This window comes from Mycolicibacterium parafortuitum, from assembly GCF_010725485.1.
GTDB lineage: Bacteria > Actinomycetota > Actinomycetes > Mycobacteriales > Mycobacteriaceae > Mycobacterium.
In genome coordinates, this window is the sequence record NZ_AP022598.1 from 586441 (window position 1) to 606612 (window position 20172).

The 20172-nt window shown below is 67.3% G+C and carries 20 protein-coding genes; 5 read left to right on the forward strand and 15 right to left on the reverse strand.

The window, feature by feature from the left end; all coding sequences use genetic code 11:
* Nucleotides 1-53: 53 nt before the first annotated feature.
* Genes NTM_RS02545 through NTM_RS02555 form a run of 3 tightly spaced genes read right to left on the reverse strand, consistent with a single transcriptional unit; the run spans nt 54 to nt 3681 of the window.
* The gene (locus NTM_RS02545) at nt 54-1532 is read right to left on the reverse strand and encodes a glycoside hydrolase family 130 protein (protein ID WP_163765363.1); all 1479 of its coding nucleotides are present in this window, start codon (nt 1530-1532) and stop codon (nt 54-56) included.
* Nucleotides 1529-2551 carry a glycosyltransferase gene (locus NTM_RS02550; protein WP_083144696.1) on the reverse strand — a complete coding sequence of 341 codons (1023 nt, stop codon included), beginning with the start codon at nt 2549-2551 and terminating at the stop codon, nt 1529-1531. The genes NTM_RS02545 and NTM_RS02550 overlap by 4 nt, the downstream gene beginning before the upstream one ends.
* Nucleotides 2548-3681, reverse strand: coding sequence for a glycosyltransferase (locus NTM_RS02555; RefSeq protein WP_104861981.1), 1134 nt, complete (start codon nt 3679-3681; stop codon nt 2548-2550). The genes NTM_RS02550 and NTM_RS02555 overlap by 4 nt, the downstream gene beginning before the upstream one ends.
* Before the next feature lie 469 nt (nt 3682-4150).
* Here NTM_RS02555 and NTM_RS02560 point away from each other — a divergent pair, with 469 nt between their 5' ends.
* Nucleotides 4151-5785, forward strand: a complete 1635-nt coding sequence (locus tag NTM_RS02560; protein ID WP_163765364.1) for a fatty acyl-AMP ligase — start codon at nt 4151-4153, stop codon at nt 5783-5785.
* Nucleotides 5786-6029: 244 nt separating this feature from the next.
* Here NTM_RS02560 and NTM_RS02565 read toward each other — a convergent pair whose 3' ends face one another.
* Genes NTM_RS02565 through NTM_RS02575 form a run of 3 tightly spaced genes read right to left on the reverse strand, consistent with a single transcriptional unit; the run spans nt 6030 to nt 7667 of the window.
* Nucleotides 6030-6227 (reverse strand): hypothetical protein, encoded by a 198-nt coding sequence (locus tag NTM_RS02565; protein ID WP_163765365.1) that lies wholly within the window; start codon nt 6225-6227, stop codon nt 6030-6032.
* 43 nt (nt 6228-6270) lie between these two features.
* Nucleotides 6271-6429, reverse strand: coding sequence for a DUF6307 family protein (locus NTM_RS02570; RefSeq protein WP_163764954.1), 159 nt, complete (start codon nt 6427-6429; stop codon nt 6271-6273).
* A 56-nt stretch (nt 6430-6485) separates the two neighbouring features.
* On the reverse strand, nt 6486-7667 hold the full coding sequence (locus tag NTM_RS02575; protein WP_163769351.1) for a fatty acid desaturase family protein: 1182 nt from the start codon (nt 7665-7667) through the stop codon (nt 6486-6488).
* Between the two features lie 222 nt (nt 7668-7889).
* Here NTM_RS02575 and NTM_RS02580 point away from each other — a divergent pair, with 222 nt between their 5' ends.
* The gene (locus tag NTM_RS02580) at nt 7890-9086 is read left to right on the forward strand and encodes a N(5)-(carboxyethyl)ornithine synthase (RefSeq protein WP_163765366.1); all 1197 of its coding nucleotides are present in this window, start codon (nt 7890-7892) and stop codon (nt 9084-9086) included.
* Nucleotides 9087-9117: 31 nt separating this feature from the next.
* On the opposite strand, the gene NTM_RS02585 is transcribed toward NTM_RS02580, so the two are convergent.
* The gene (locus tag NTM_RS02585) at nt 9118-10287 is read right to left on the reverse strand and encodes a glycosyltransferase (protein ID WP_179964025.1); all 1170 of its coding nucleotides are present in this window, start codon (nt 10285-10287) and stop codon (nt 9118-9120) included.
* Nucleotides 10288-10477: 190 nt separating this feature from the next.
* Here NTM_RS02585 and NTM_RS28490 point away from each other — a divergent pair, with 190 nt between their 5' ends.
* Entirely contained in the window at nt 10478-10615 is a 138-nt protein-coding gene (locus NTM_RS28490) for a hypothetical protein (RefSeq protein ID WP_165761606.1), read from the forward strand.
* A 98-nt stretch (nt 10616-10713) separates the two neighbouring features.
* Here the strand turns inward: NTM_RS28490 and NTM_RS02590 are convergent, their stop codons facing one another.
* The 6 genes from NTM_RS02590 to NTM_RS02610 form a co-directional block, all read right to left on the reverse strand.
* Nucleotides 10714-10917: a cold-shock protein gene (locus NTM_RS02590; protein WP_083144709.1), complete on the reverse strand. Its 204-nt coding sequence runs from the start codon at nt 10915-10917 to the stop codon at nt 10714-10716.
* Between the two features lie 98 nt (nt 10918-11015).
* Complete coding sequence (locus tag NTM_RS02595; protein ID WP_083144711.1) at nt 11016-11501, reverse strand: DUF5994 family protein; 486 nt, start codon at nt 11499-11501, stop codon at nt 11016-11018.
* A gap of 285 nt (nt 11502-11786) precedes the next feature.
* Nucleotides 11787-14201 carry a S15 peptidase family protein gene (locus tag NTM_RS02600; protein WP_163765368.1) on the reverse strand — a complete coding sequence of 805 codons (2415 nt, stop codon included), beginning with the start codon at nt 14199-14201 and terminating at the stop codon, nt 11787-11789.
* A 209-nt stretch (nt 14202-14410) separates the two neighbouring features.
* Complete coding sequence (gene cspE, locus NTM_RS02605; RefSeq protein WP_083144715.1) at nt 14411-14614, reverse strand: transcription antiterminator/RNA stability regulator CspE; 204 nt, start codon at nt 14612-14614, stop codon at nt 14411-14413.
* A gap of 173 nt (nt 14615-14787) precedes the next feature.
* Complete coding sequence (locus tag NTM_RS28495) at nt 14788-14928, reverse strand: hypothetical protein (RefSeq protein WP_170311963.1); 141 nt, start codon at nt 14926-14928, stop codon at nt 14788-14790.
* A gap of 105 nt (nt 14929-15033) precedes the next feature.
* A complete protein-coding gene (locus NTM_RS02610; protein ID WP_163765369.1) occupies nt 15034-16389 on the reverse strand; it encodes a cytochrome P450 in 1356 nt (451 codons plus the stop codon).
* A gap of 81 nt (nt 16390-16470) precedes the next feature.
* Between NTM_RS02610 and NTM_RS02615 the strand changes: the two genes are divergently transcribed.
* Nucleotides 16471-18669, forward strand: coding sequence for an MMPL family transporter (locus NTM_RS02615; protein WP_163765370.1), 2199 nt, complete (start codon nt 16471-16473; stop codon nt 18667-18669).
* 118 nt (nt 18670-18787) lie between these two features.
* A complete protein-coding gene (locus tag NTM_RS02620) occupies nt 18788-19225 on the forward strand; it encodes an ATP-binding protein (RefSeq protein ID WP_083144721.1) in 438 nt (145 codons plus the stop codon).
* On the opposite strand, the gene NTM_RS02625 is transcribed toward NTM_RS02620, so the two are convergent.
* Nucleotides 19218-19457, reverse strand: coding sequence for a DUF6480 family protein (locus NTM_RS02625; protein WP_163765371.1), 240 nt, complete (start codon nt 19455-19457; stop codon nt 19218-19220). The genes NTM_RS02620 and NTM_RS02625 overlap by 8 nt on opposite strands.
* Nucleotides 19454-20128, reverse strand: a complete 675-nt coding sequence (locus NTM_RS02630; protein WP_163765372.1) for an IF2 family translation initiation factor — start codon at nt 20126-20128, stop codon at nt 19454-19456. Before NTM_RS02630 ends, NTM_RS02625 begins: the two co-directional genes overlap by 4 nt.
* Nucleotides 20129-20172: the final 44 nt, after the last annotated feature.

Below are 20172 nucleotides of genomic sequence, written 5' to 3' on the forward strand. Positions count from 1 at the left end.
CCTCCAGCATACCCGAGACCGGGCCGACCAAACGGCGGGAGACCGTACGGACCCTAGGGCCGCAACTCGGCCATCAGCCTCATCAGCGGCACGGTGGCCACACCGATGGCGCTGTCGCAGATCCCGACCGGGATCACCACGGTACCGGCGTGGATGAGGCCACCACACGAGTACACCACGTTCGGAACGTAGCCGTCGCGCTCGTCGGGCGCCGGGACCAGCAGCGGCCGCCGGAGACGACCGATCACCCGGGTCGGATCGTCGAGGTCGAGCAGGATCGCCCCGATGCTGTATGTGCGCATCGGCCCGACACCGTGGGTCAGCACCAGCCATCCCTCATCGGTTTCCATTGGGGGTCCGCAGTTTCCGAGTTGCAGCGTCTCCCACACCTCGGCCGGCTGTTGGCATCGCGACGAGGTCGTCCACACCGACAGGTGATCGGCGAACGCGACGGTGTTGGTCTCGCGATCCGACCTCGACATCGCGGCGTATCTGCCGCCGATCCGGCGGGGGAACAAACCGAGGCCCTTGTTCGCGGCGGCACGCCCGACGAGCGGGGCCGAGGTGAACGTCTGGAAGTCCGTGGTGGTGAGCAACTGCTGGCTGATGTGCGAGCCGCTGTAGGCGGTGTAGGTGGCGTGGTAACTCACCGAACCGTCGTCGTCGACGAACCGTACGAAGCGGGCATCCTCCATTCCGGCGTGCTCAGCTTCCATCGCCGGCCACAGCACCCGTTCGGAAAGCGCTACACCGGAGGAGAATTCGACGGCATAGCAGCGGTCGGCGATGCCGCGGATCAGTGCGATGGTCTCCTCGGCATGTCCCCACATGGTCAGGTTGGCGTGCAGCCTGTCGAGCCGCTCGTCGAGATCGGATCTGGTGAACAGTTCACCGAGGCCGGCGAAGACGTAGTCGGCGGCTTCACCGTCGCGGCCTCGTTCGCGGAGCGCGACGCGAAAGACGGCGGCGTCGAGCAAGGTGGGCTCGACCCGGCCGGTGGATGCGAACGGAGGCGGTTGGTCGATCGTGGCGTGCCCCCGCGCGTCGACGATGCCGGTGCGGAATCCGATCGTGGAGCGGTGGCCCTCGCCGATCCCACGCACGCTCATCACGAACCGCAGGCCGCCTTCGGCGACGTCGCTCTGGTCCGGATGCGCGACGACGCTCGGATTGCACAGCGCCGCACCCTCGATCGCGTACTCGTTGGTGAACGTCGCGCCCAGCAGAAGCAACCGTGCTTCGTCGAGTCCGTGCTTCGGGTCGAGCCGGTCGGCAAGTTCGTCGGCATGTCTGCGAAACGTCCCGGCCAGATCGCGGTGGCGCCCGTCGAAGCGTGTCAGCACGTCGCGCAACGTCGTGCGCACCTCGTCGTCGGTCAGGGCCAGGATTCTCGACAACACGCTGCCTGCGCGGGAGTCCTGGGGTTCGAAACCCTCCTGGCCGGGCACGAACAGCCGGGTGACCACGCGGCGCGGGTCGGCCGACATCCGCTGCCGGCTGCGCGTCGCCAGCTGCTCTCCGGTGACCGTCATCGGGCGACCGGCGCCAAGGTGCGTGCGTGTTGCATGGTGGCGAGCACGGCGAGGGTGGACTCCGCGCCCTGGTTGAGATTCACCCGGTCGGCGTGCAGACCGTCGAAGCCGGCGCCGCTGCGCGGATCCCACATCGGCAAACCGAGGTCGTTGTCGCCCTGGAACCAGGCCACCGCGGCCATGACGCCCCCGGGCCAGATCGAGCTGGAGTCGGTGGCTGCCGCGCGTGCACATGCCTCGGCCAGGCTGGCGACCTCGATCGGTTGCTGGTCGAATCCGGGCGCGCTGTCTTCCGGTCCGCGTCCCGCGACGGGGGTGGGCGAGAGATGACCGTTGGACGTCTCGACCCCCAGCAGCCATCGCAGCGCATCCAGGCCGCGCTGCCGCAGCGGAGCATGGTGCAGCGCCACCCCGGCGGCGATCATCGCCTCAGCCAGGGTCGCGTTCCCATAGGTGAGGCGCGGTTCGGGCCACGGCCATTCGGGGTGCTGAGGCGCCCGAGGCACCGAACGGGAGTAGTCGGCCAGCAGCTTGAGCGCGGCGACGTTCTGCTGGTCTGCGCCGAGCAGCTCGGCGGCGCCGATCGCGGCGAACGCCATCGCGCGCCGGTGCGGTGAGCGGGCCACGGCGGCGCGTTCGAACTGGATCGCCGCGAGCCGGCGAACCATCTCGACGGGGCTGTGCGCGGCGGCGGTGCCCAATCCCCAGATCGCACGCCCCCAGTGGTCGTCGGTGCTCGGCGCGTCCGTCCAGTGGCCGCCTGCGCTCATCCTGTTGTGACAGGTGCCGTCGGCCCACTGGGCGCGACCCAGGAAGGAAAGCGCGTTGGTGGCAAGCCGTTTCACCTCGGCGGTCGGCTCGGGTTCGCGCGCGGTGACCACCAGCACCCTGGCCATATCGTCGGTGCAGTACCCGTGGTCGCGACGAGGTTCGGCGAGCAGCGCGTGCTCGAAGGTGGCGCGATGGTCCGTCAGGCGCAGCAGGTGGCTGAACACCGGTTGCGGTACCGCCCCGATCACGGTGCGGCCAGCCGCTCCGCGACGAGATGCCGGGCCAGCTCGACGTACGCGTCGGCGACCACCGGCCAGGCCGTCGCGGGCGCCAGATGGCTTGCCGCAGAGGCCATGGCGTCGGCAGTGCGTGGGTCGGTCAGTAGTTGCCGCAGCGCCTCGACCAGCGCCCGTGGGTCGTCGTGGCCGACGACGGTGCCCGCTCCGCTGCCGAGCACCTCCACCGCATGGGGGAAGGCGGTCGCGATGACCGGTCGCCCGTTGGCGACGGAGTCGATCAGCACACCCGAGGTGACCTGGTCCCTGGAGTCGTACGGCAGGACCACCACCGCCGCGCCGCGCAACAGCGCGGTCAGCTCCTGCGGGGTGCGGTAGGCCGGGTCGAAGCTCACCGAATCGGCGACACCGAGCCGCTGGGCGTGGGCGATGAGGCCGTTCCGATAGGCTTCCCCCTCGGTGGCGAGCACCTTCGGGTGGGTACGGCCGGCGATCAGGTAGCGCGGCGGCCCGGGAAGATCGGCCAGCGCGGCCATCGCGTCGATGACGCGTTCGACGCCCTTGCCGGGGCCGAGTAGACCCCAGGTCAGGATGGTCGGCCGTCCGGGCGGTGCCGGCACGATATCCGCCGGTAGCGCCGCGCCGTGCGGGATGACGGTCACCTTCGACGGGTCGATGCCGTAACCCGCGCACAACAGGGTCCGCGCCGACGCCGACATCACGACCGCGCGCCCCGCCCGGGCGACCACGGCCTCGAGGACCGAACGTTGGTGCGATGCAGGATCTTTGAGCACTGTGTGCAGCACGACGATCGATGGCACACGCAGGGCACCCATGATCTCGACGACCTCGTCGCCGTCGGTGCCGCCGTAGATGCCGTACTCGTGCTGGATGACGGCGACATCGCTGAGGTTGAGCCATTCCGATGCCGCGGCGACCGAGGACGCCGAGCCGTTGACCAGCTCTCCCACCACACCGCCGGCCGCAGAGGCCGTCCCGTCGGCGATGCGCACGATGCTGACGTCGACGCCCTTGGCCGTCAACCCATCGGCAAGCGCGGCGCTGAACGTCGCAAGGCCGCATACCGTCGGCACGTAGGTGCTGAGGATGCCGACACTCGGCACATAGGAAAAGCCCTGCATTCCAAAGGGTGCGACCACATGATCGACTGACGGAGCATTCAAGATAGTCCCGACCGGACTGTTGCCACCGGCGTGGCCGGCGTGTGTGGAGACTCGGGGAGAACACCACGACGCGGTAAGTGCACTCAACCGAACTGCTGGGATTGCCAGCTTCCGCCAGCCTACACCTCGCCCTACCACGAGCCCGTTTGCCGACTTCGATGCACTAATCCCCCACTTCAGGCTTGATTCGCGCTACGGTTCGGACTGGGTTGATTTCCAGCCCCACGGAAACGTCGCGGCGGCGACCCGGTCCCGCCGAACCAAACCTCGACGTCAGCCGCCATTCACGGTTTGCGACACACTCGGGGTTCACGGCGACGGCGGACATCTCTGCACTCTCCCCGCGGGCCCCGGCGGCACCGCACCCGAGGCGGGCCACGACATCAGAGCACGTACCTGTGCGCACCACTGTCATGAAGGGCTGCCGATGAGCCAGTTCACCGAAACCATGTACGCCAATGCCCACCGCAGTACGAAGGGCATCAACACCGGCGAGCCCCACGCACCGGTCCGCCATTCCTGGGAGGAGGTCCACCAGCGCGCCCGCCGGATCGCCGGCGGGCTGGCCGCCGCCGGTGTCGGCCCCGGTGACGCGGTCGCGATGCTGGCCGGCGCCCCGGTCGAGATCGCTCCGGCCGCACAGGGCGTGTGGATGCGAGGTGCCAGCGTGACCATGCTGCATCAGCCCACACCACGTACCAACCTGGTGCGCTGGGCCGAAGAGACCACCGCCGTCATCGAGATGATCTCGGCCACCGCCGTGATCATCTCCGATCCGTTCATGGCCGCCGCGCCGGTACTGGCCGAGCTCGGCATCGGCGTGCTGAGCATCGCCGACCTGCTGACCACCGAGCCGATCGATCCCGTTGACACCCACGACGACGACATCGCGCTGATGCAGTTGACCAGTGGCTCCACTGGATCCCCCAAGGCGGTCCAGATCTCCCACGCCAACATCGTCGCCAACGCCGTCGCGATGACCGAGGGATGCGACTTCGACGTCGACACCGACGTGATCGTCAGCTGGCTGCCGTGTTTCCACGATATGGGCATGACCGGCTATCTGACTGTGCCGATGTACTTCGGCGCCGAGCTGGTCAAGATCACTCCAATGGACTTCTTGAACGATATTCTGTTGTGGCCCAGGCTGATCGACAAGTACCGCGGCACCATGACCGCCGCGCCCAACTTCGCCTACAACCTGCTCGCCCGGCGGCTGCGCCGACAGGCCACCCCGGGAGAATTCGACCTGTCCTCGCTGCGGTGGGCGCTCTCCGGCGCCGAGCAGGTCGACCCGGACGACGTCGCGGATCTGTGCGCGGCAGGTGCCCCGTTCGGCCTCAAACCCGAGGCGGTGATCCCCGCCTACGGGATGGCCGAGACGACGGTCGCTGTGTCGTTCTCCGAATGCGGCGGCGGCATGGTCGTCGACGAGGTGGACGCCGACCTGCTCGCCGTCCTGCACCGTGCGGTCCCCGCGACGAAAGGGCACACCCGCCGCCTGGTCACCCTGGGCCGGCCCTTGGCCGGACTGGAGCTGCGCGTGGTCGACGAATACGGCTGCGTGCTACACCCCCGGGGCGTCGGCGTCATCGAGGTGCGCGGGGCATCGGTCACCGCCGGATACATCACCGCCGCCGGATTCATTGCCGCACAGGATGAGCGGGGCTGGTACGACACCGGCGACCTCGGTTACCTGACCGAGGCCGGCGACGTGGTGGTGTGCGGGCGCCTCAAGGACGTCATCATCATGGCCGGCCGCAACATCTACCCCGCCGACATCGAGCGCGCCGCGGCCCGTGTCGCAGGGGTGCGGCCCGGATGCGCCGTCGCGGTGCGCCTCGACGCCGGACGATCACGGGAGACTTTTGCAGTCGCCGTGGAATGCAAGGACTTCCAAGACCAGGCGCAGGTGCGCCGGGTCGAACACCAGGTCGCGCATGAGGTGTTCGCCGAAGTGGACATGCGCCCGCGCAGCGTGGTGGTGCTCAAACCCGGCACGATCCCGAAGACCCCGTCGGGGAAGCTGCGCCGCGCGCATGCGCACTCGCTGGTCTGCTGAGCGAGCACCGTCATATGACACGATGGTGGATTTCGACGCGGATGACCAGGGTAGCGGGACTGGTCGCCGGCGCCTGAGCTTGCCGACCGGATCAGCCGCCAGAAACCTGTCGCGGCCGAGTCCAGGCTGACCTCGGCCTGCGACAGCGCGTCGAGTTCTGCCCAGGCGCCGTTGTCGGGGTCGTCGATGGCGGCGTGCAGGTCGGTGCCGAGAAGCGCGAGCGCAGAGGGCGCGCAGCGCCCGATCAGCGCCGAAAACGCCGTTTCTGCCAGCGCTTTTCGTCGCCGTCGACCTCTGCCCAGGCGCCGGCCGCGTAGCTGCGCGCGGCCCTGGCGCCTACTCGGACGACGTCGAGCGCCCCGTCGTCGTGCTTGACGTAGGCGTCGCCGAATCGCAGGTATTCGTCGACTCTGCCGTCAGGCAGTTTCACTATGACCGTCACCGCCGCTCACCTCCACGCCGAGTGGTTCTGCGAACCGGACTGCTCAGCGCACCTTCTCGGGTATCGAGTCGAGCACGTGCAACACGCGTACCGCCAACTCCCCCGCGGCTTTGTCACCGAGTTTCGAGTTGTCCTTGATGGCGTTCTGCACCAGCGCGACGCGCTTCTCGTAGGGAGATCGGAATGTTTGTGGCGAAGCCATCATGAAATCCTTTTGAAGTCGGGCCTGTTCACTCGAAATCGAGTTGCCCGATACCTTCAACGTACGCTGTTTCGCCCCGAAGCGGGTGGATAAGGTGCTGCCGAGGGGGCATCGTGAAATTTCTTCTCCGAAGCCGTCTCCGGGGCGTCGTCACTGGTTGCAGTCAGAAACCGGTCGGGCAGGGCGAGCTTGTGAATAGTGCGCAGCGTCTGAAAGTACTGGCGTGCAAGCGATCCGGTGGTGTACGGCAGCCCGTACCGGGCGCAGATCTCCTGCACCCGGACCGCGATCTGGGCGTAGCGATTGCTCGGCAGATCAGGGAACAGGTGATGCTCGATCTGGTAGCACAGGTTGCCGCTGGCGAACGCCAGGAACCGGCCCGCGGTGAAGTTCGCCGCACTCAGGATCTGGTGCAGGTACCAATCACCGCGACCGTCCCGTTCGATGACATCCGGGGTGAACTTCTCGGCCCCGTCCGGGAAATGCCCGCAGAAGATCACGACGTACGCCCACAGATTCCTGCCGAGGTTGGCGCTTGCATTGGCCAGTAACGTTCTGCGCCATCGCTTTCCGCTCAGCGCCGGCATCAGCACGTAGTCCTTGGTCACCTGCCGGACGATCTTCCTGCCCAGCTCAGCTCTCTGCTCGGCCAGCCGGACGGTGTCCGGCAGGAGCCGGTCGCGTTCGGAGTGGATGCCGTGCAGCGCTATTCCCCATTCGAAAATCAGTGCCAGGAGAATGTTTCGGAGCGGCTGAAGCAGGTGGACGGGCTGCCAGGGTTCGTCGCGGGTCATCCGCATGATGCCGAACCCGAGGTCGTCGTCGACCCCCACGACGTTCGTCAGGACGTGATGGCGGTAATTGTGCGAGTACCTCCACTGCGAGGAGACCGCCACCATGTCCCACTCCCACGTCGCGGAGTGGATCTCGGGATCGTTCATCCAGTCCCACTGACCGTGGGACACATTGTGCCCGATCTCCATGTTCTCCACGCTCTTGGCGAACGCCAGAGCCGCCGTCCCCGCCACCACCGCGGCGCGGGACCGACTACAGGCGATCACCCCACGGGCGACCACCTCGAGTACCCGCTGGAACGCGATGGTGCGCCGGATGTAGGCCGCATCGCGTTCACCGAGCGACCCCTCGATATCCCGGCGAACTTGGTCGAGTTCCCGTCCGAGTGCGTCGATGTCCTCTCTGCTCAGATGCGTGTAGGCCGCGAGATCGGCGATGGCCAAACGATTCCCGCCAATCGGTGTCAATGAGTGGAGCGTCAGGGCTGTGCGTCGAACCCAACAGATGCGGACCACCGGCAAGGCCTCGACGGGCAGAGCCAGCGTATCGGCACCCCACAGCCTAGTGAGGCTCAACCCGCGCGTCAACGGATCCGGAAAAACGGCGCCGGGAGGTAGGCTGGTCCGGTCGGGACCATCCACAGGTCCCGAGGTTAGGTGCCGACGATGTCCGATGACGATGGCTCGTCCACCACTGAACATGCTGAAGATCAACGTCTTTCGATCGGCCTGCTCGCTGAGTCCCGCAAACCCGGCGAACGCCGGTTGCCGATCCACCCGGCGCACCTGAGCCGGATCGATCGTGCCGTGGCCCCGCAGGTCTTCCTCGAGCACGGCTATGGCTCGCGCTTCGGAGCGACCGATGAGGCCCTGTCGGCCCACGTGGGTGGCATCCGCACCCGGCAGGAACTGATCGCCGACTGCGATGTCATCCTGCTCCCGAAGGTCCAGGCCGAAGATCTCGCGGAATGTCGGACAGGACAGATCATCTGGGGGTGGCCGCACTGTGTGCAGGACACCGACCTGACGCAGGTGGCCATCGACCGCAAACTGACTTTGATCGCGTTCGAGGCGATGAACCACTGGCGTCCCGACGGCGGGTTCAGCCTGCACGTGTTCCACAAGAACAACGAGCTCGCCGGGTACTGCTCGGTCCTTCACGCCACCCAGCTGACCGGCGTCACCGGCAGCTACGGACGCCGGCTGAGCGCCGCGGTCCTGGGCTTCGGCTCGACTGCGCGCGGTGCGGTGACCGCACTCAACGCCCTCGGTGTCGACGACGTGCACGTGCTCACCAACCGCGACGCCGCGGCAGTCGGATCACCGATCCACTCCACTCAGATCTCACAGATGGGGCGCGATCCGGATGCGCCGGACCGAACCTGGGCGGACACGCCCGACGGGCGCATCCCGGTCGCCGTGTTCCTCTCCGACAAGGACATCGTCGTCAACTGTGTCCTCCAGGACCCGAACGCGCCGCTGACCTTCGTGACCGAAGACGATCTGACCGCGTTCGCGCCGCGCAGCCTGATCATCGACGTCTCGTGCGACGTGGGGATGGGTTTCTCCTGGGCCACCCCCACCTCGTTCGCCCACCCGATCGTCGAGTTGCCGCACGGCCCGCTGTACTACGCGGTTGACCACAGCCCGTCGTATCTGTGGGATTCAGCGACCTGGGAGATCAGCGAGGCGTTGCTCCCCCACCTGGTACCACTGCTCGAGGGCCCAGCCACCTGGGACGTCACCCCGACCCTGCGCCGCGCGATCGAGATCCGTGACGGCGTCGTGCTCAACGAGGACATTCTGTCGTTCCAGCACCGCCGTCACACGCCACCCCACGAGGTCTCTGACGCCGGCCGGTGAACCTCATCGGCGAGAACGACGCCCGCGACGGTCATCGCCCCATGCGCCGTTCCGCCAGCAGTCCAGCGGCCAACTGGATGTACCCGTCGGCGACCACCGGCCATGCCATCGCCACAGCCAGTTCGCGCGCCGCCGAAGCCATCGTCCCCGCGAGCCGCGGCTGCGTCAGAACCCGGCGAAGCGCAGCGGTCAGCGCTTCCGGGTCACCGTGCGGGACCAGGATGCCTGCACCGTCACGCAAGAGCTCGACCGCATGCGGGAATGCGGTCGCAACCACAGGTCTGCCGCTGGCGACCGCATCCACGAGAACACCCGACGTCACCTGATCGGTCGAATCGTAGGGCAACACGATCACCGCGGCACCTTGAATCAGTGCTGACAGCGACGTTCTGTCCAGGTAGCGGCCGTCGAAAGTCACCGAGTCGGTGAGACCGCCGGCGCGGACCTGTTCGACGAGGCTTTCTCGATACGATTCACCCTCGCGCACCAGGACTTTCGGATGCGTCTGCCCAGCGACCACGTACCGGGGACGGCCAGGGACGTTGAGCAGTGACGGCATCACACCGATGACATGTTCGATGCCCTTCCCCGGGCCCAGTAACCCGAACGACAGGATGACCGGCCGGCTGGCTCGCTTCAGCCGTGGCTGAGAAGGCAGCACCGCGCCGTGCGGGATCACGACCACCTTGCGGCGGTCCGCGCCGTAATCACGGCACAGCCGTTCGCGGGCCACCTCCGTCATCACAACGACCCGGTCGGTCAGGGCCACCACCTGTTCTAGAACCCACTTTTGTTGTGGCTCAGGGCTTTCCAATACGGTATGCGCGATCGCCATCGCAGGGACCCGCAAACCCCGGAGAATCGTCAGCAGCTCGTCGCCGTCGGCACCACCGTAGAGTCCGTACTGGTGCTGGATCACCGCGACTTCACAACTGTTGAGCGACTCGGCGCAGCCGGCGGCCGACAGCGACGATCCGTTGACCAACTCCCCGATCACCCGCGGCTCCGACGACTCTGCGCCATCGGCGATTCGCACGATCGCGACCTCGGCGCCACGTCCACTCAGCGCCGTTGTCAGTGCGGAGGCGAAGGTCGCGAGCCCGCACGGGGTAGGAGGAAAGCTACTCAGCAATCCGAAGCGGATTGTGCCGGAGGCCCACCGACGCGGCGTCGGCCCGAGCATGGATTCGAAAGTGGGCATCGGGTTCACAGACAATCCAGACGGCCGATTGGTACCGGCGCGTCGGCGTGAGCGGTTGCTCGTCGAGATCAGCCATCTCGGCTGAAACATCCCGGATCGGCTGGGTTCCCAATAACTTCGAGGTTACACCGACCAAGGCGTAGGCTGAACCTTGTTGGGACCATTCAGGACCCATGATGAAGGGTCGACCATGTCTGACAAGTCCCCGCGGCAAGCCATGTCAAAGAAATCCGGAAAATCTTTGAAGGAAAAGCGGGCCGAAAAGCACGCCAAATCCGAAGCCAGGTCTTCGGCGGCAGATTCGCTCTTCGAGAACAAGAAGCGCTGAGAGAATCGGCTCTACCCGCCGAAGACCTCACGCTCCACAGCGAATTCGTGGGCCGATGGAATAACTCCACCGGCCCACGAATCGTGTTACGAAGACTGTTAGATCGCCGAAACTCCAACGGCCTGCGGGCCCTTGGCGCCCTGTTCGATCTCGAACTGCACGCGCTGATTCTCGTCGAGCGAGCGGAAACCGCTGCCGCTGATCGAGGAGTAATGGACGAACACGTCTTCCGACGCGTTGTCGGGGGCGATGAAGCCGAAGCCCTTTTCGCCGTTGAACCACTTCACAGTTCCCTGTGCCATACTTTTTCCAACTTCTTTCATTTCCAACAGATGTCGAGACCGACACCTGCACTTACGGTAACACGACGATGCGCGTGCACCGAATTATCAATTCGCCCTTAAGCTTTGACGGCTTCCAGCGGACACCATTGGGCGCTCTCCGCCCGCGCGACATCCATGACGACCCGCGCCGTCTCGAACAGCCGGTCGTCGCCCTGGCCGCTGAATGTCGGCAGTCCCGCCGCGGCTCGCACGACTATCGAGCCCAGCGCCTGTGATGTCAGGCTCGGGATCACCAGCAACCGCACGCACGCGTCGCGGCCCGCGATCACCATCAGCCGGGGACGTCGATGCGCCGCATCCGGAAGCTTCGAGCCGGTGGCGATCCACTGCAGATCGAAGTGACCGTCGGTCGCCGTCCAGTTCAGCCGGATGTCGACGATCTCGCCCAGCGGCTTGTGCAGCGCGCCGACCAGGTCGGGAAGCTCCGAGGCGATCGACCCCGAATGCGGCCACCACGCGCCATCGATGACACCGCCCAACGTCTCACACAGGGTGAGCCGGATCGGCCGACTGGCCCGGCGTGAACCCGCGACCCCGTTCACTGCGCCCCCGCACCCCGTGGCGCGGTCCGCTTCGGCGCATCGGAGAACACCGGCGCCTGCACCGGCTCATTCGAACGAGTATCGGTGTTCAGAACCTGCGGGATGGGCAGGTGGGAGAACAATTCAGAGGAGTCCATAAACAATCTTTTGGGTGGTACGGGTCACCCCGTACGACGGTCCGCGCGAAGTTCATCGCGTCGTGGGCTGAGAACATTCACGAAGGGAACCGGTAGAAAGGGCTGCGTACGTGAAACGGCCTGACCCCCACAGTACACGCACAGGGGCCTACGCGGCGACTATTCGCCCTTCGGAGGTGCCCTCACCTGCGGCGGCGCGGGTCGGGAGCTCGATCGTCAGCTCCTCGATCGTGATCGCGCCCCACGAGTAGTAGTTGATGAACTTCGCGGTCGAGGTGACGATCTGCACGGTCACCGACTGGCCGGGCCGCAACGTGTGCGCGATCGGCTCGAGCGAGAACGACGCGGTGCGGCTGGTGCCGTCCAGGGTCACCGGGATCGGGGTCGCGTGGTTGCCGAGCACCAATCCCGTTGTGTCGTCCACGATCTGGGCATAGACGTGCTTGGCGGTGCCGTCGCCGGTGTAGGTGATCGTGACCTCAGGCGCGCCGACGAGGTGGGTCAGTTCGGACGCCTCGGGGATCTGCAGGTTCACCGAGTTGTAGGCGGCGGCCGCCGACGGCAGGCCCAGCAGCGTGGCGATGAGGCCGCGCGTGATGATCAGCGGGTTCGGGCCGGAGCCGAACAGCGCCGGGATGATCGGCATCACCCGGCTGTCCTCCTCGCGGGTCACCACGATCGGCGCCGACGCGGCCGCCGGGTAGGTGTCGTCGCTGAACCAGTCGCCGTTTTGGTCGACCCATTCGAACTGCGGTCCGGTGTCGGTGTCCTCGTTGCCCTTGACGTAGCGGTCCAGCCAGTCGAGGGTGCGGGCGATGACGACCTCACCGTCGTTGAAGTCGCTCAGGCACGCGCCGTGGCCGCCGCAGTACCAGATCACCTTCGTCGTGGTGCCGGCCTCGATCAGATCCAGCGCGTTGCGGTGCGCCTGGTCCAGGGTGAACAGGGTGTCCACCGTGCCCTGGATCAGCAGTGTCGGGGCGGTGATGTCCTTGATCTGGTCGCCGAAGCTCAGGCTGTTGACCAGCTCGATGTCGGCCGGATCGGCGATGCCGAACAGCACCCCCTGGATCGCGACCGGGAAGATCCTCGGATGCTCACGGGCGAACGTCAGCGCCAGCACGCCGGGCAGGATGGTGCCCCAGCTGCTGTTGACCGCACCGCGCGGGAACAGCACGTCGACCAGGTTGTTCCACGCGATCGTCGGGACGAGCGCGTCGACGCGGTGATCGATTGCCGCCGTGGCCAATTGGATCCCACCACCGTAGGAGGCACCGGTCATGCCGATCCGGGGGTCGTTTTCGGCGTCGAGCTGCACCTCGGGCAGGGTGGCCAGGAAGCTGATGATGTGCGACATGTCCCGGCCTTCCAGGTCGGGTGAGTTCAGGTGCATGACGCCCTCGGAGCGCCACTCCCCCCGCGGATCCCACGTGACGACGTTGTAGCCGTTCTGCCGCAGCGTGCCGATCCCGATCACGTCGGTGGGCAGGAAGCTGTCCTTGGGAAGTTCCAGCGCGGTCGATCCCGGTAGCCCCAGGCCGGGTCCGTTGAGGATGGTGGGCGCGGTCTCGCCGGCCTGTAATCCCTTGGCGGGCATGAAGTTCACGAAGATCCGGGTGCCGTCGAAGGACGTGACCCGGTAGTTGCGGGCCCGCGGTGCGCCCGGCGGCGCGAAGTGGTCGATCGGGAACCCGATCACCGGGTGCAGGATGTCCCCGACGAACGGGAGCACGTGGATGAACCCGACGATCGGGGTGATCACCAGCGGGCCGAGCACCGGGATGTTCTGCAGCCACTCCAGCGGCGGCGTCCACTCCTCGACCGTGACGCCGGTCGGGATCGGGTACGGCGCCGAGCCGGCCTCGGCCAGGCTGCTGGCCACCTGCGCGCCGACGGCGGTCGGGGATTCGTTGGTGCTCTCGCGGCCCGCGGCCAGCACCGAGGACACCAGGGTGGCCAGCGTCGGCAGGACCGGATCGCCCGAGTCGCCCGCGGGCTCCGGCGCTTTCGGATTGGCCAGCTCCGTGGTGACGGTCTGGGGGCCGGGTTCGGCGCCCGGCGCGTCGTCGGGGACCACCGCGGGCTTCTGCGGGACGGACGGCGGGGCTTCGGCGACAGCCTCGCTGCCAACCGTCGACGCTTCGTCGGGTGCGTCGACCGGCGTCTCGTCGACGGGTTCGACGGCGGGGGCCTCCTCGGCCGACTCGTCTTCCGCGGATTCGTCGGCGGCTGGCGTATCAACGGCCCGTCCCGAACCCTTGCCCGACCCCTTGCCCGAACCCTGGGTCGCGTCCTCGGCACCAGTGGTGTCGCCGGTGCCGGTTCGGCCGACAGTCGCTGGCCCGGTGGCCTCGCTGTCGGCGCCGCGCCGCGCGCTGGGCTTCGCCGGTGTGCGGGACTCGGTCGACGATTCCGACGACCGAGACGTGGAGACCGAATCCTTGGATCCCGACCCGGCGCTGTCGTCGGCAGCTGCGGCGCCCGCTCCCGCGAGCAGGGCCACGCCGATTCCCAACGCGGCCGCCAACCCGCCGACCCGCCCCACGTATGTCCCCGCGTTCATGGACTCAATGTCTACCCTGCGCAAACCGGGTGGCGGAAGACTTGCGCGGAATTTCTTACCGATGAGTCAGTTAGATGGGGTAACGCCTACTGATTCCCTGCCCGAACTCGGAACTCACAACCGATTCCGTGGCCTAGCTCCCGGAATCGGGCTCAAACAAAACGTGGGCCGGTAGGAGTTCTCCTACCGGCCCACGCTGTTAAGTCTTGTCAGATTGCGCTGACCCGAACGGCCTGCGGCCCCTTGTTGCCCTGCTCGACCTCGAACTCGACACGCTGGTTTTCTTCCAGCGAGCGGTATCCGGATCCACTGATCTCCGAGTAATGGACGAAGACATCCTTCGAGCCGTCATCGGGGGCGATGAAGCCGAAGCCCTTTTCGCCGTTGAACCACTTCACAGTTCCCTGCGTCATACTTTTTTCTTCTCTCACTTTTGATCTGGATGTTCGGACACATCCGCAGGTCAGGCTAACACGCATATCCCCGAAGAACAGCCCGAACTTTTCCGAATCGCAACACAAGGGATCGAATCGGTTCGAATTCAAGAATGTCGACGGCGGCGGGAACCAAGATCAGCGGAATGCGTTCACTGCGTGGGCGAATCGCCCGGATGCCCCTTCTGGGGCAGGTCAGAGAAGACCGGCATGGCCACCGCCTCGTGCGAGTTGTCGCCGGGTGAACTGGGCTGGGCGGCCTGAGGGTGGGAGAACAGCTCAGACGAATCCATGAGTACGTCCTTGAGGTTGCGGGGGTTTTCTGCCCCGTTGCTGGGAGCGAAAACGCGGAAGATCGCGTGTGGACACCGATCTGCCCCCGACATTACACACGCCCCCTAGGCATGCTTGTCGGCCGGACACGTCGCCGCGCGTCCCTCGGTGCATGGCGGCATCGCGTGCTTGGCGGTGACGCGGATCCGCGCACCGCGGCGGGGTTCGAAGATCACGGCTTTGAGCCTGCGTCGCTCGTCGGGCTCGGTCGTCGTGTCGAGGTCGACTCGGCGCAGGACTTCCCTTAGTACGACCCGGAATTCGGTCATCGCGAACGTCGCGCCGAGGCAGCGCCGGTTGCCGCCGCCGAACGGCAGATACGACGACGGGCTCAGCGTCGCGCCGAGCATGCGGTCCGGGTTGAACCGGTCGGCGTGCGGATAGATCCGGTCGTCACCGTGCACCAGCACCATGCCCGGCACCAGCATCACGCCCGCGGGCAACGAGTAGCCGGCCAACTCGACCGGTTCTTTGATCACGCGGCCGACGTCGAACACCACCGACCGGTTGCGCAGTGTCTCCTTGGCGACGGCGTCGAGGTACTCGTCGTCCCCGGTGCGCGCCGCGCGTACCGCCCTGGCCAGCACGTCCGGGTGGCGGGTCAGTCGTTCCAGCGCCCACGACAGGCCGGTCGCGGTCGTGTCGTGCCCGGCGACCAGCAGGGTGATGAGTTGGTCGCGGAGTTCTCGGTCGGTCATGCCGCCGGCGCGCACCAGCATCGACAGCGCATCGGTGCGCCGGGCGAGGTCGGGGTCGGCCCGGCGGTCCGCGATCTCGGCGTACATCAGCTCGTCAGCCCTGGTCAGAGCGCTCCGCAAGGACCGCCACGGACCCCGGCGCATGCTCTCCTCACTGGTCAGCGCCGAAGACTCCCAGGCGCCGACCCGCAGAACGCGCGGGATCACGGTGCGCAGCGCGTTCAGCCGCGCCGGATCGCTGGTGCCGATCACGGTGCGCAGGATGATCTCGAGGGTGATCTCGGCCATTTTCGGTGCGGCCGGAAACGGCGTGCCGACCGGCCATCCGGCGATGTTGTCCGCGGCGATCTGCGCCATCACCGCGGCCTGGCCGGCCACCGCGTCGCGGGTGAACGGCGCCAGCATCAGGCGGCGCCGGTCGCGGTGCACATCGCCGTCGACCACCAGCACCGAGGAGTCGCCGAGCAGACCCTTGAGCATCGAATTCGCTTCGCCCGCATGGAAGATGTCGGGGTCGCCGGCGAACACGGCCTTGATGTCGTTCGGATCGGTGAGATAGACGAGCGTGCCCATCCCGGCCACCCGCAGCGTGAACGTCGATCCGAATCGCCGCCGGCATCGTGCGAGATAACGCGGACCGCATTTCAGCATCAGCACCGCCTGCGCCAGCTTCGGGAGCCGCGGGCCCGGGGGCAGTGACGTCGCCTTGGTAGAGCCCGTCATCGCCTCAGCCTACGAAGCCGTCGGCCAGATCACAGGGCTATCTGCGCGTAGAACGTCCCCCACCCGGGAAATGGAGTGCACATGTCGCGATTTCTGTTCAGTCTCGGGGCAGCCAGTTTCCGCCGCCGCTGGCTGGTCCTGGGCACCTGGCTGGCCGTTCTGCTCGGTGTCGGGCTGGCGTTCGTCGGCTTCCGCGAGGAGCCCGGCGACAACTTCACCATCCCCGGCACCGAATCCCAGCGCGCCGTCGAGCAGCTGCAACAGAATCTGCCCGACTTCAGCGGGGCCCAAACCCAGTTGACGTTCGCCGCCCCGGAGAACCAGTCGATCACCGATCCGCGGTTCGCCGCGGCGATCGACGAAGCCGTCGCCACGCTCAACACGCTGCCCGACGTCGCCGTGGCCGCCGGGCCGAATCAGACCCGCCAGATCTCCCCGGACGGCCGGGTCGCGCTCGGCACGGTGCAGTGGACGGCGCCGATCGGCGAGGTCAGCGACGCCGCGCTGGCCGAGTTGGAGAACGCGATGGCGCCGGTCGCCGACGCCGGAGTGCAGGTGGAGTACGCCGGCGCGGTGTTCCCCGGCTACAAGGTTGCCGTCCCGCACCTGCCCGAGATCATCGGCATCGGCGTGGCGTTCCTGATCCTGCTGATCACGTTCGGCGCGGTCGTCGCCGCCGGTCTGCCGATCCTGACCGCCGCCATCGGCGTCGGGATCGGGGCGCTGGGCATCTTCGTCGTCGCCGCATTCGTCGAGATGCCGACGGCGTCGCTGTCTTTGGCTCTGATGCTCGGATTGTCCTGCGGCATCGACTACGCGCTGTTCATCCTCAACCGCTACCGCAACAACCTGCTGCTGTTGATGCCGCGCCAGGAGGCGGCCGGGCTGGCTGTCGGGACCGCCGGTGGCGCGGTCGTTTTCGCGGCGCTGACGGTGATCATCGCGCTGTGCGGGCTGGCCGTCGTCGGCATCCCGTTCCTGACCTACATGGGCCTGGCCGCCGCCGCCTCGGTGTTCATCGCGATGCTGATCGCGCTGACCCTGCTGCCCGCGCTGTTCGCCTTCGCCGGCGGCAAGGTCGCGAAGTTCATCGAACCCCCGCTGCAGCCGCACCGGCCCAAGGAGGTCGCGCAGGTCTCGGCCTATACCCCGCAGCGCACACTCGGCGCGGCGTGGGCACGATTCGTGGTCAGGTTCCGCGCACCGCTGCTGGTCGGCGGGTCCGCGGCGCTGATCGTGATCGGATTGCCGGCGCTCGGCATGCAACTCGGGCTGCCCAGCGGCTCGTCGCAGCCGGAGACGAATACCTCCCGGCAGGCCTACGACCTGACCGCCGAGCACCTCGGTCCCGGCTTCAACGGACCGCTGCTCGTCGTCGCGGATCTGACCCGTGCGACGGACCCGAACGCCGCACAGGTCATCGCGTCGAACATCGCCCGCGAGGACGGCGTGGTCGCCGCCGCCCCGGCGGGCGGTGACCAGCGCACCGCGGTCATCCAGGTGATCCCGGAGACCGGACCGAACGACACCGCCACCGCCGATCTGGTGCAGCGGATCCGCGCCGACCGCGACGCGATCCAGGCCGGGACCGGGGCGACGTTCCTGGTCGGCGGCAACACCGCGTCCAACATCGACACCTCCGACAAGCTGGCCACCGCGCTGCCGATCTTCCTGGTGGTGGTCGTCGGGTTGGCCTTCATCCTGTTGGCCGTCGCGTTCCGGGCGGCGCTGGTGCCGATCACGTCGATCGCCGGCTTCCTGCTGTCGGTGTTCGCCGCCATGGGCGTGCAGGTCGCGATCTTCCAATGGGGCTGGGGGGCAGACCTTCTCGGCGTCACCCCGGGTGAGACGATCAGCTTCCTGCCGATCATCGCGCTGGCCATCATCTTCGGATTGTCCAGCGACTACGAGGTGTTCGTGGTCTCGCGCGTCAAAGAGGAGCTCAGCAAGGACGGCGCCGATGCGCTGACCGCGGTACGCAACGGCGTCGGCCTGTCGGCGCGAGTGGTGACGGCCGCCGCGCTGATCATGTTCGGGGTGTTCGTCGCGTTCCTGGCCGCCGGGGATCCGATCATCAAATCGGTCGGCCTGACGCTGGCGGTCGGCGTGTTCCTCGACGCGTTCGTCGTCCGGCTGACGCTGATCCCGGCGATCATGGCGATGCTGGGCGACAAGATGTGGGCGCGGTCGAAGTGGTTCGACCGGTACGTGCCCGATCTTGACATCGAAGGCACCGCACTGGAAGTCGAGCATCGCAGCCCGGTTTCGGCGGCCTCGTGATGTGCGCGCGTGGAGCGGTCGCTCAGCACATCAGGACGCCTCGGCGCGGTGATCGTTCTGTGACAAGATCGAAAAGTCCAGGGGTATAAAGCCGCTGACGGCTGGGTAGCCCAAACGCATGAGCCTTTCAGCGGTGGAGTCGCCCACCTCAGAGCAGTTGACGGTGAGGGGGATGGCGACCGCCGCGAGCGCTGCTCAGCTTCGCGACGAGTTCGGCGCCTGGCTTCGCGCACGCGGAGTCTCCGCACCGCAGACCAACGAGATCCTGTTGGCGGTCAACGAGGCGCTCGCCAACTGTGTCGACCACGCCTACTCGGGCCATTCCGCGGTCGGCACGATGGCGGTGCGCGCCGACTACGAGCCCGCCGCCGGGTGCCTGAGCATCTGCGTCACCGACCACGGCACGTGGCGCCAGCCCGGACACCAGTCCGCCGAGGACCGCCGGCGTGGCCGCGGTGTGGCGTTGATGCACGCGATGGCCGACCACTGCACGATCAACGGCCGCCACGACGGGACGACCGTGTGCCTGGATTATCGCTGCCGCGGCATCAGGTGAGGATCGTCACCAACAGGTAGATCGCCGTCGCGATGAACAGCGCGACGAACAACAGCACCACCACAAAAGTCACCACCGCGCGCGGCGTGAGGTTGCGGCCGGCGGCCGGATCCCGATTCGAGGTCGCGCTGGTCTGCGCGGAATCCGGCGGGGTGTCACCGGGGGCGACATCCCCGGCGCTGTTCACGCCGGGGACGTCGCGCGGATCCGGATCCGGAGGTAGCGCGGTCACAGGTCGCCCTTGGCAGCTTGGCGCTTGACCTTCTCCGTCTCACTGAAATTCTCCAGCTTGTCGGCGTGCGCCCGCGCACCCGCTGCCGCACTGCGCTTGTCGGAAGCGTCCTCGAGCTGCGCCTCGGCGACCTTGACCTCGGCCTTCTCGGCGGCGCGGCTGCGGTTCACCGCGCTCTGTTTGGACTTCTCCACCGACTGCGCCTTCTGATCGGCGGCCTCGTCGATGCGCTCCTTGGCCTGCGACGTGCGCTTCGCGGCGTTCTCGGCGGCGGCCCGCTTCTTCTGCTCGGCCTGCGCGCGGGCCTGCTTCTCGCGTTCCTCGGCCTCCTTGCGGGCCTGCTGCGGGGCCGCGGTCGCCTTGTCGCGCTTCTGCCGCAGCTCATCGGCGGCCGCGCGGCGCTTCTGCTCGGCCTCCACGTCGAGGCGCGAGGCCTCGGCCAGTTCGACGGCCCGCTCGATGCGGGCCACACCGGCCTGCTCCAGGTCGCGGTCGCGCAGCAGGCTGCCGACGGTCGCGTCCAGCGAGCCGAAGGCCCGCTCGAACAGCAGCCGGCGCGGTTCCTCGGTGTCCATCCGGGAGATGACGCCGCTCTCGAACAGTTGCAGCGGTGTGCGGGCGATGCGGTATTGGATTCGCAGCAGGGCGAACGGAAGGTCGGTGACAGCCATCGTGACTCCTTGAGGTGGGGGTTGCGGTACAGGTCGGGACCGGC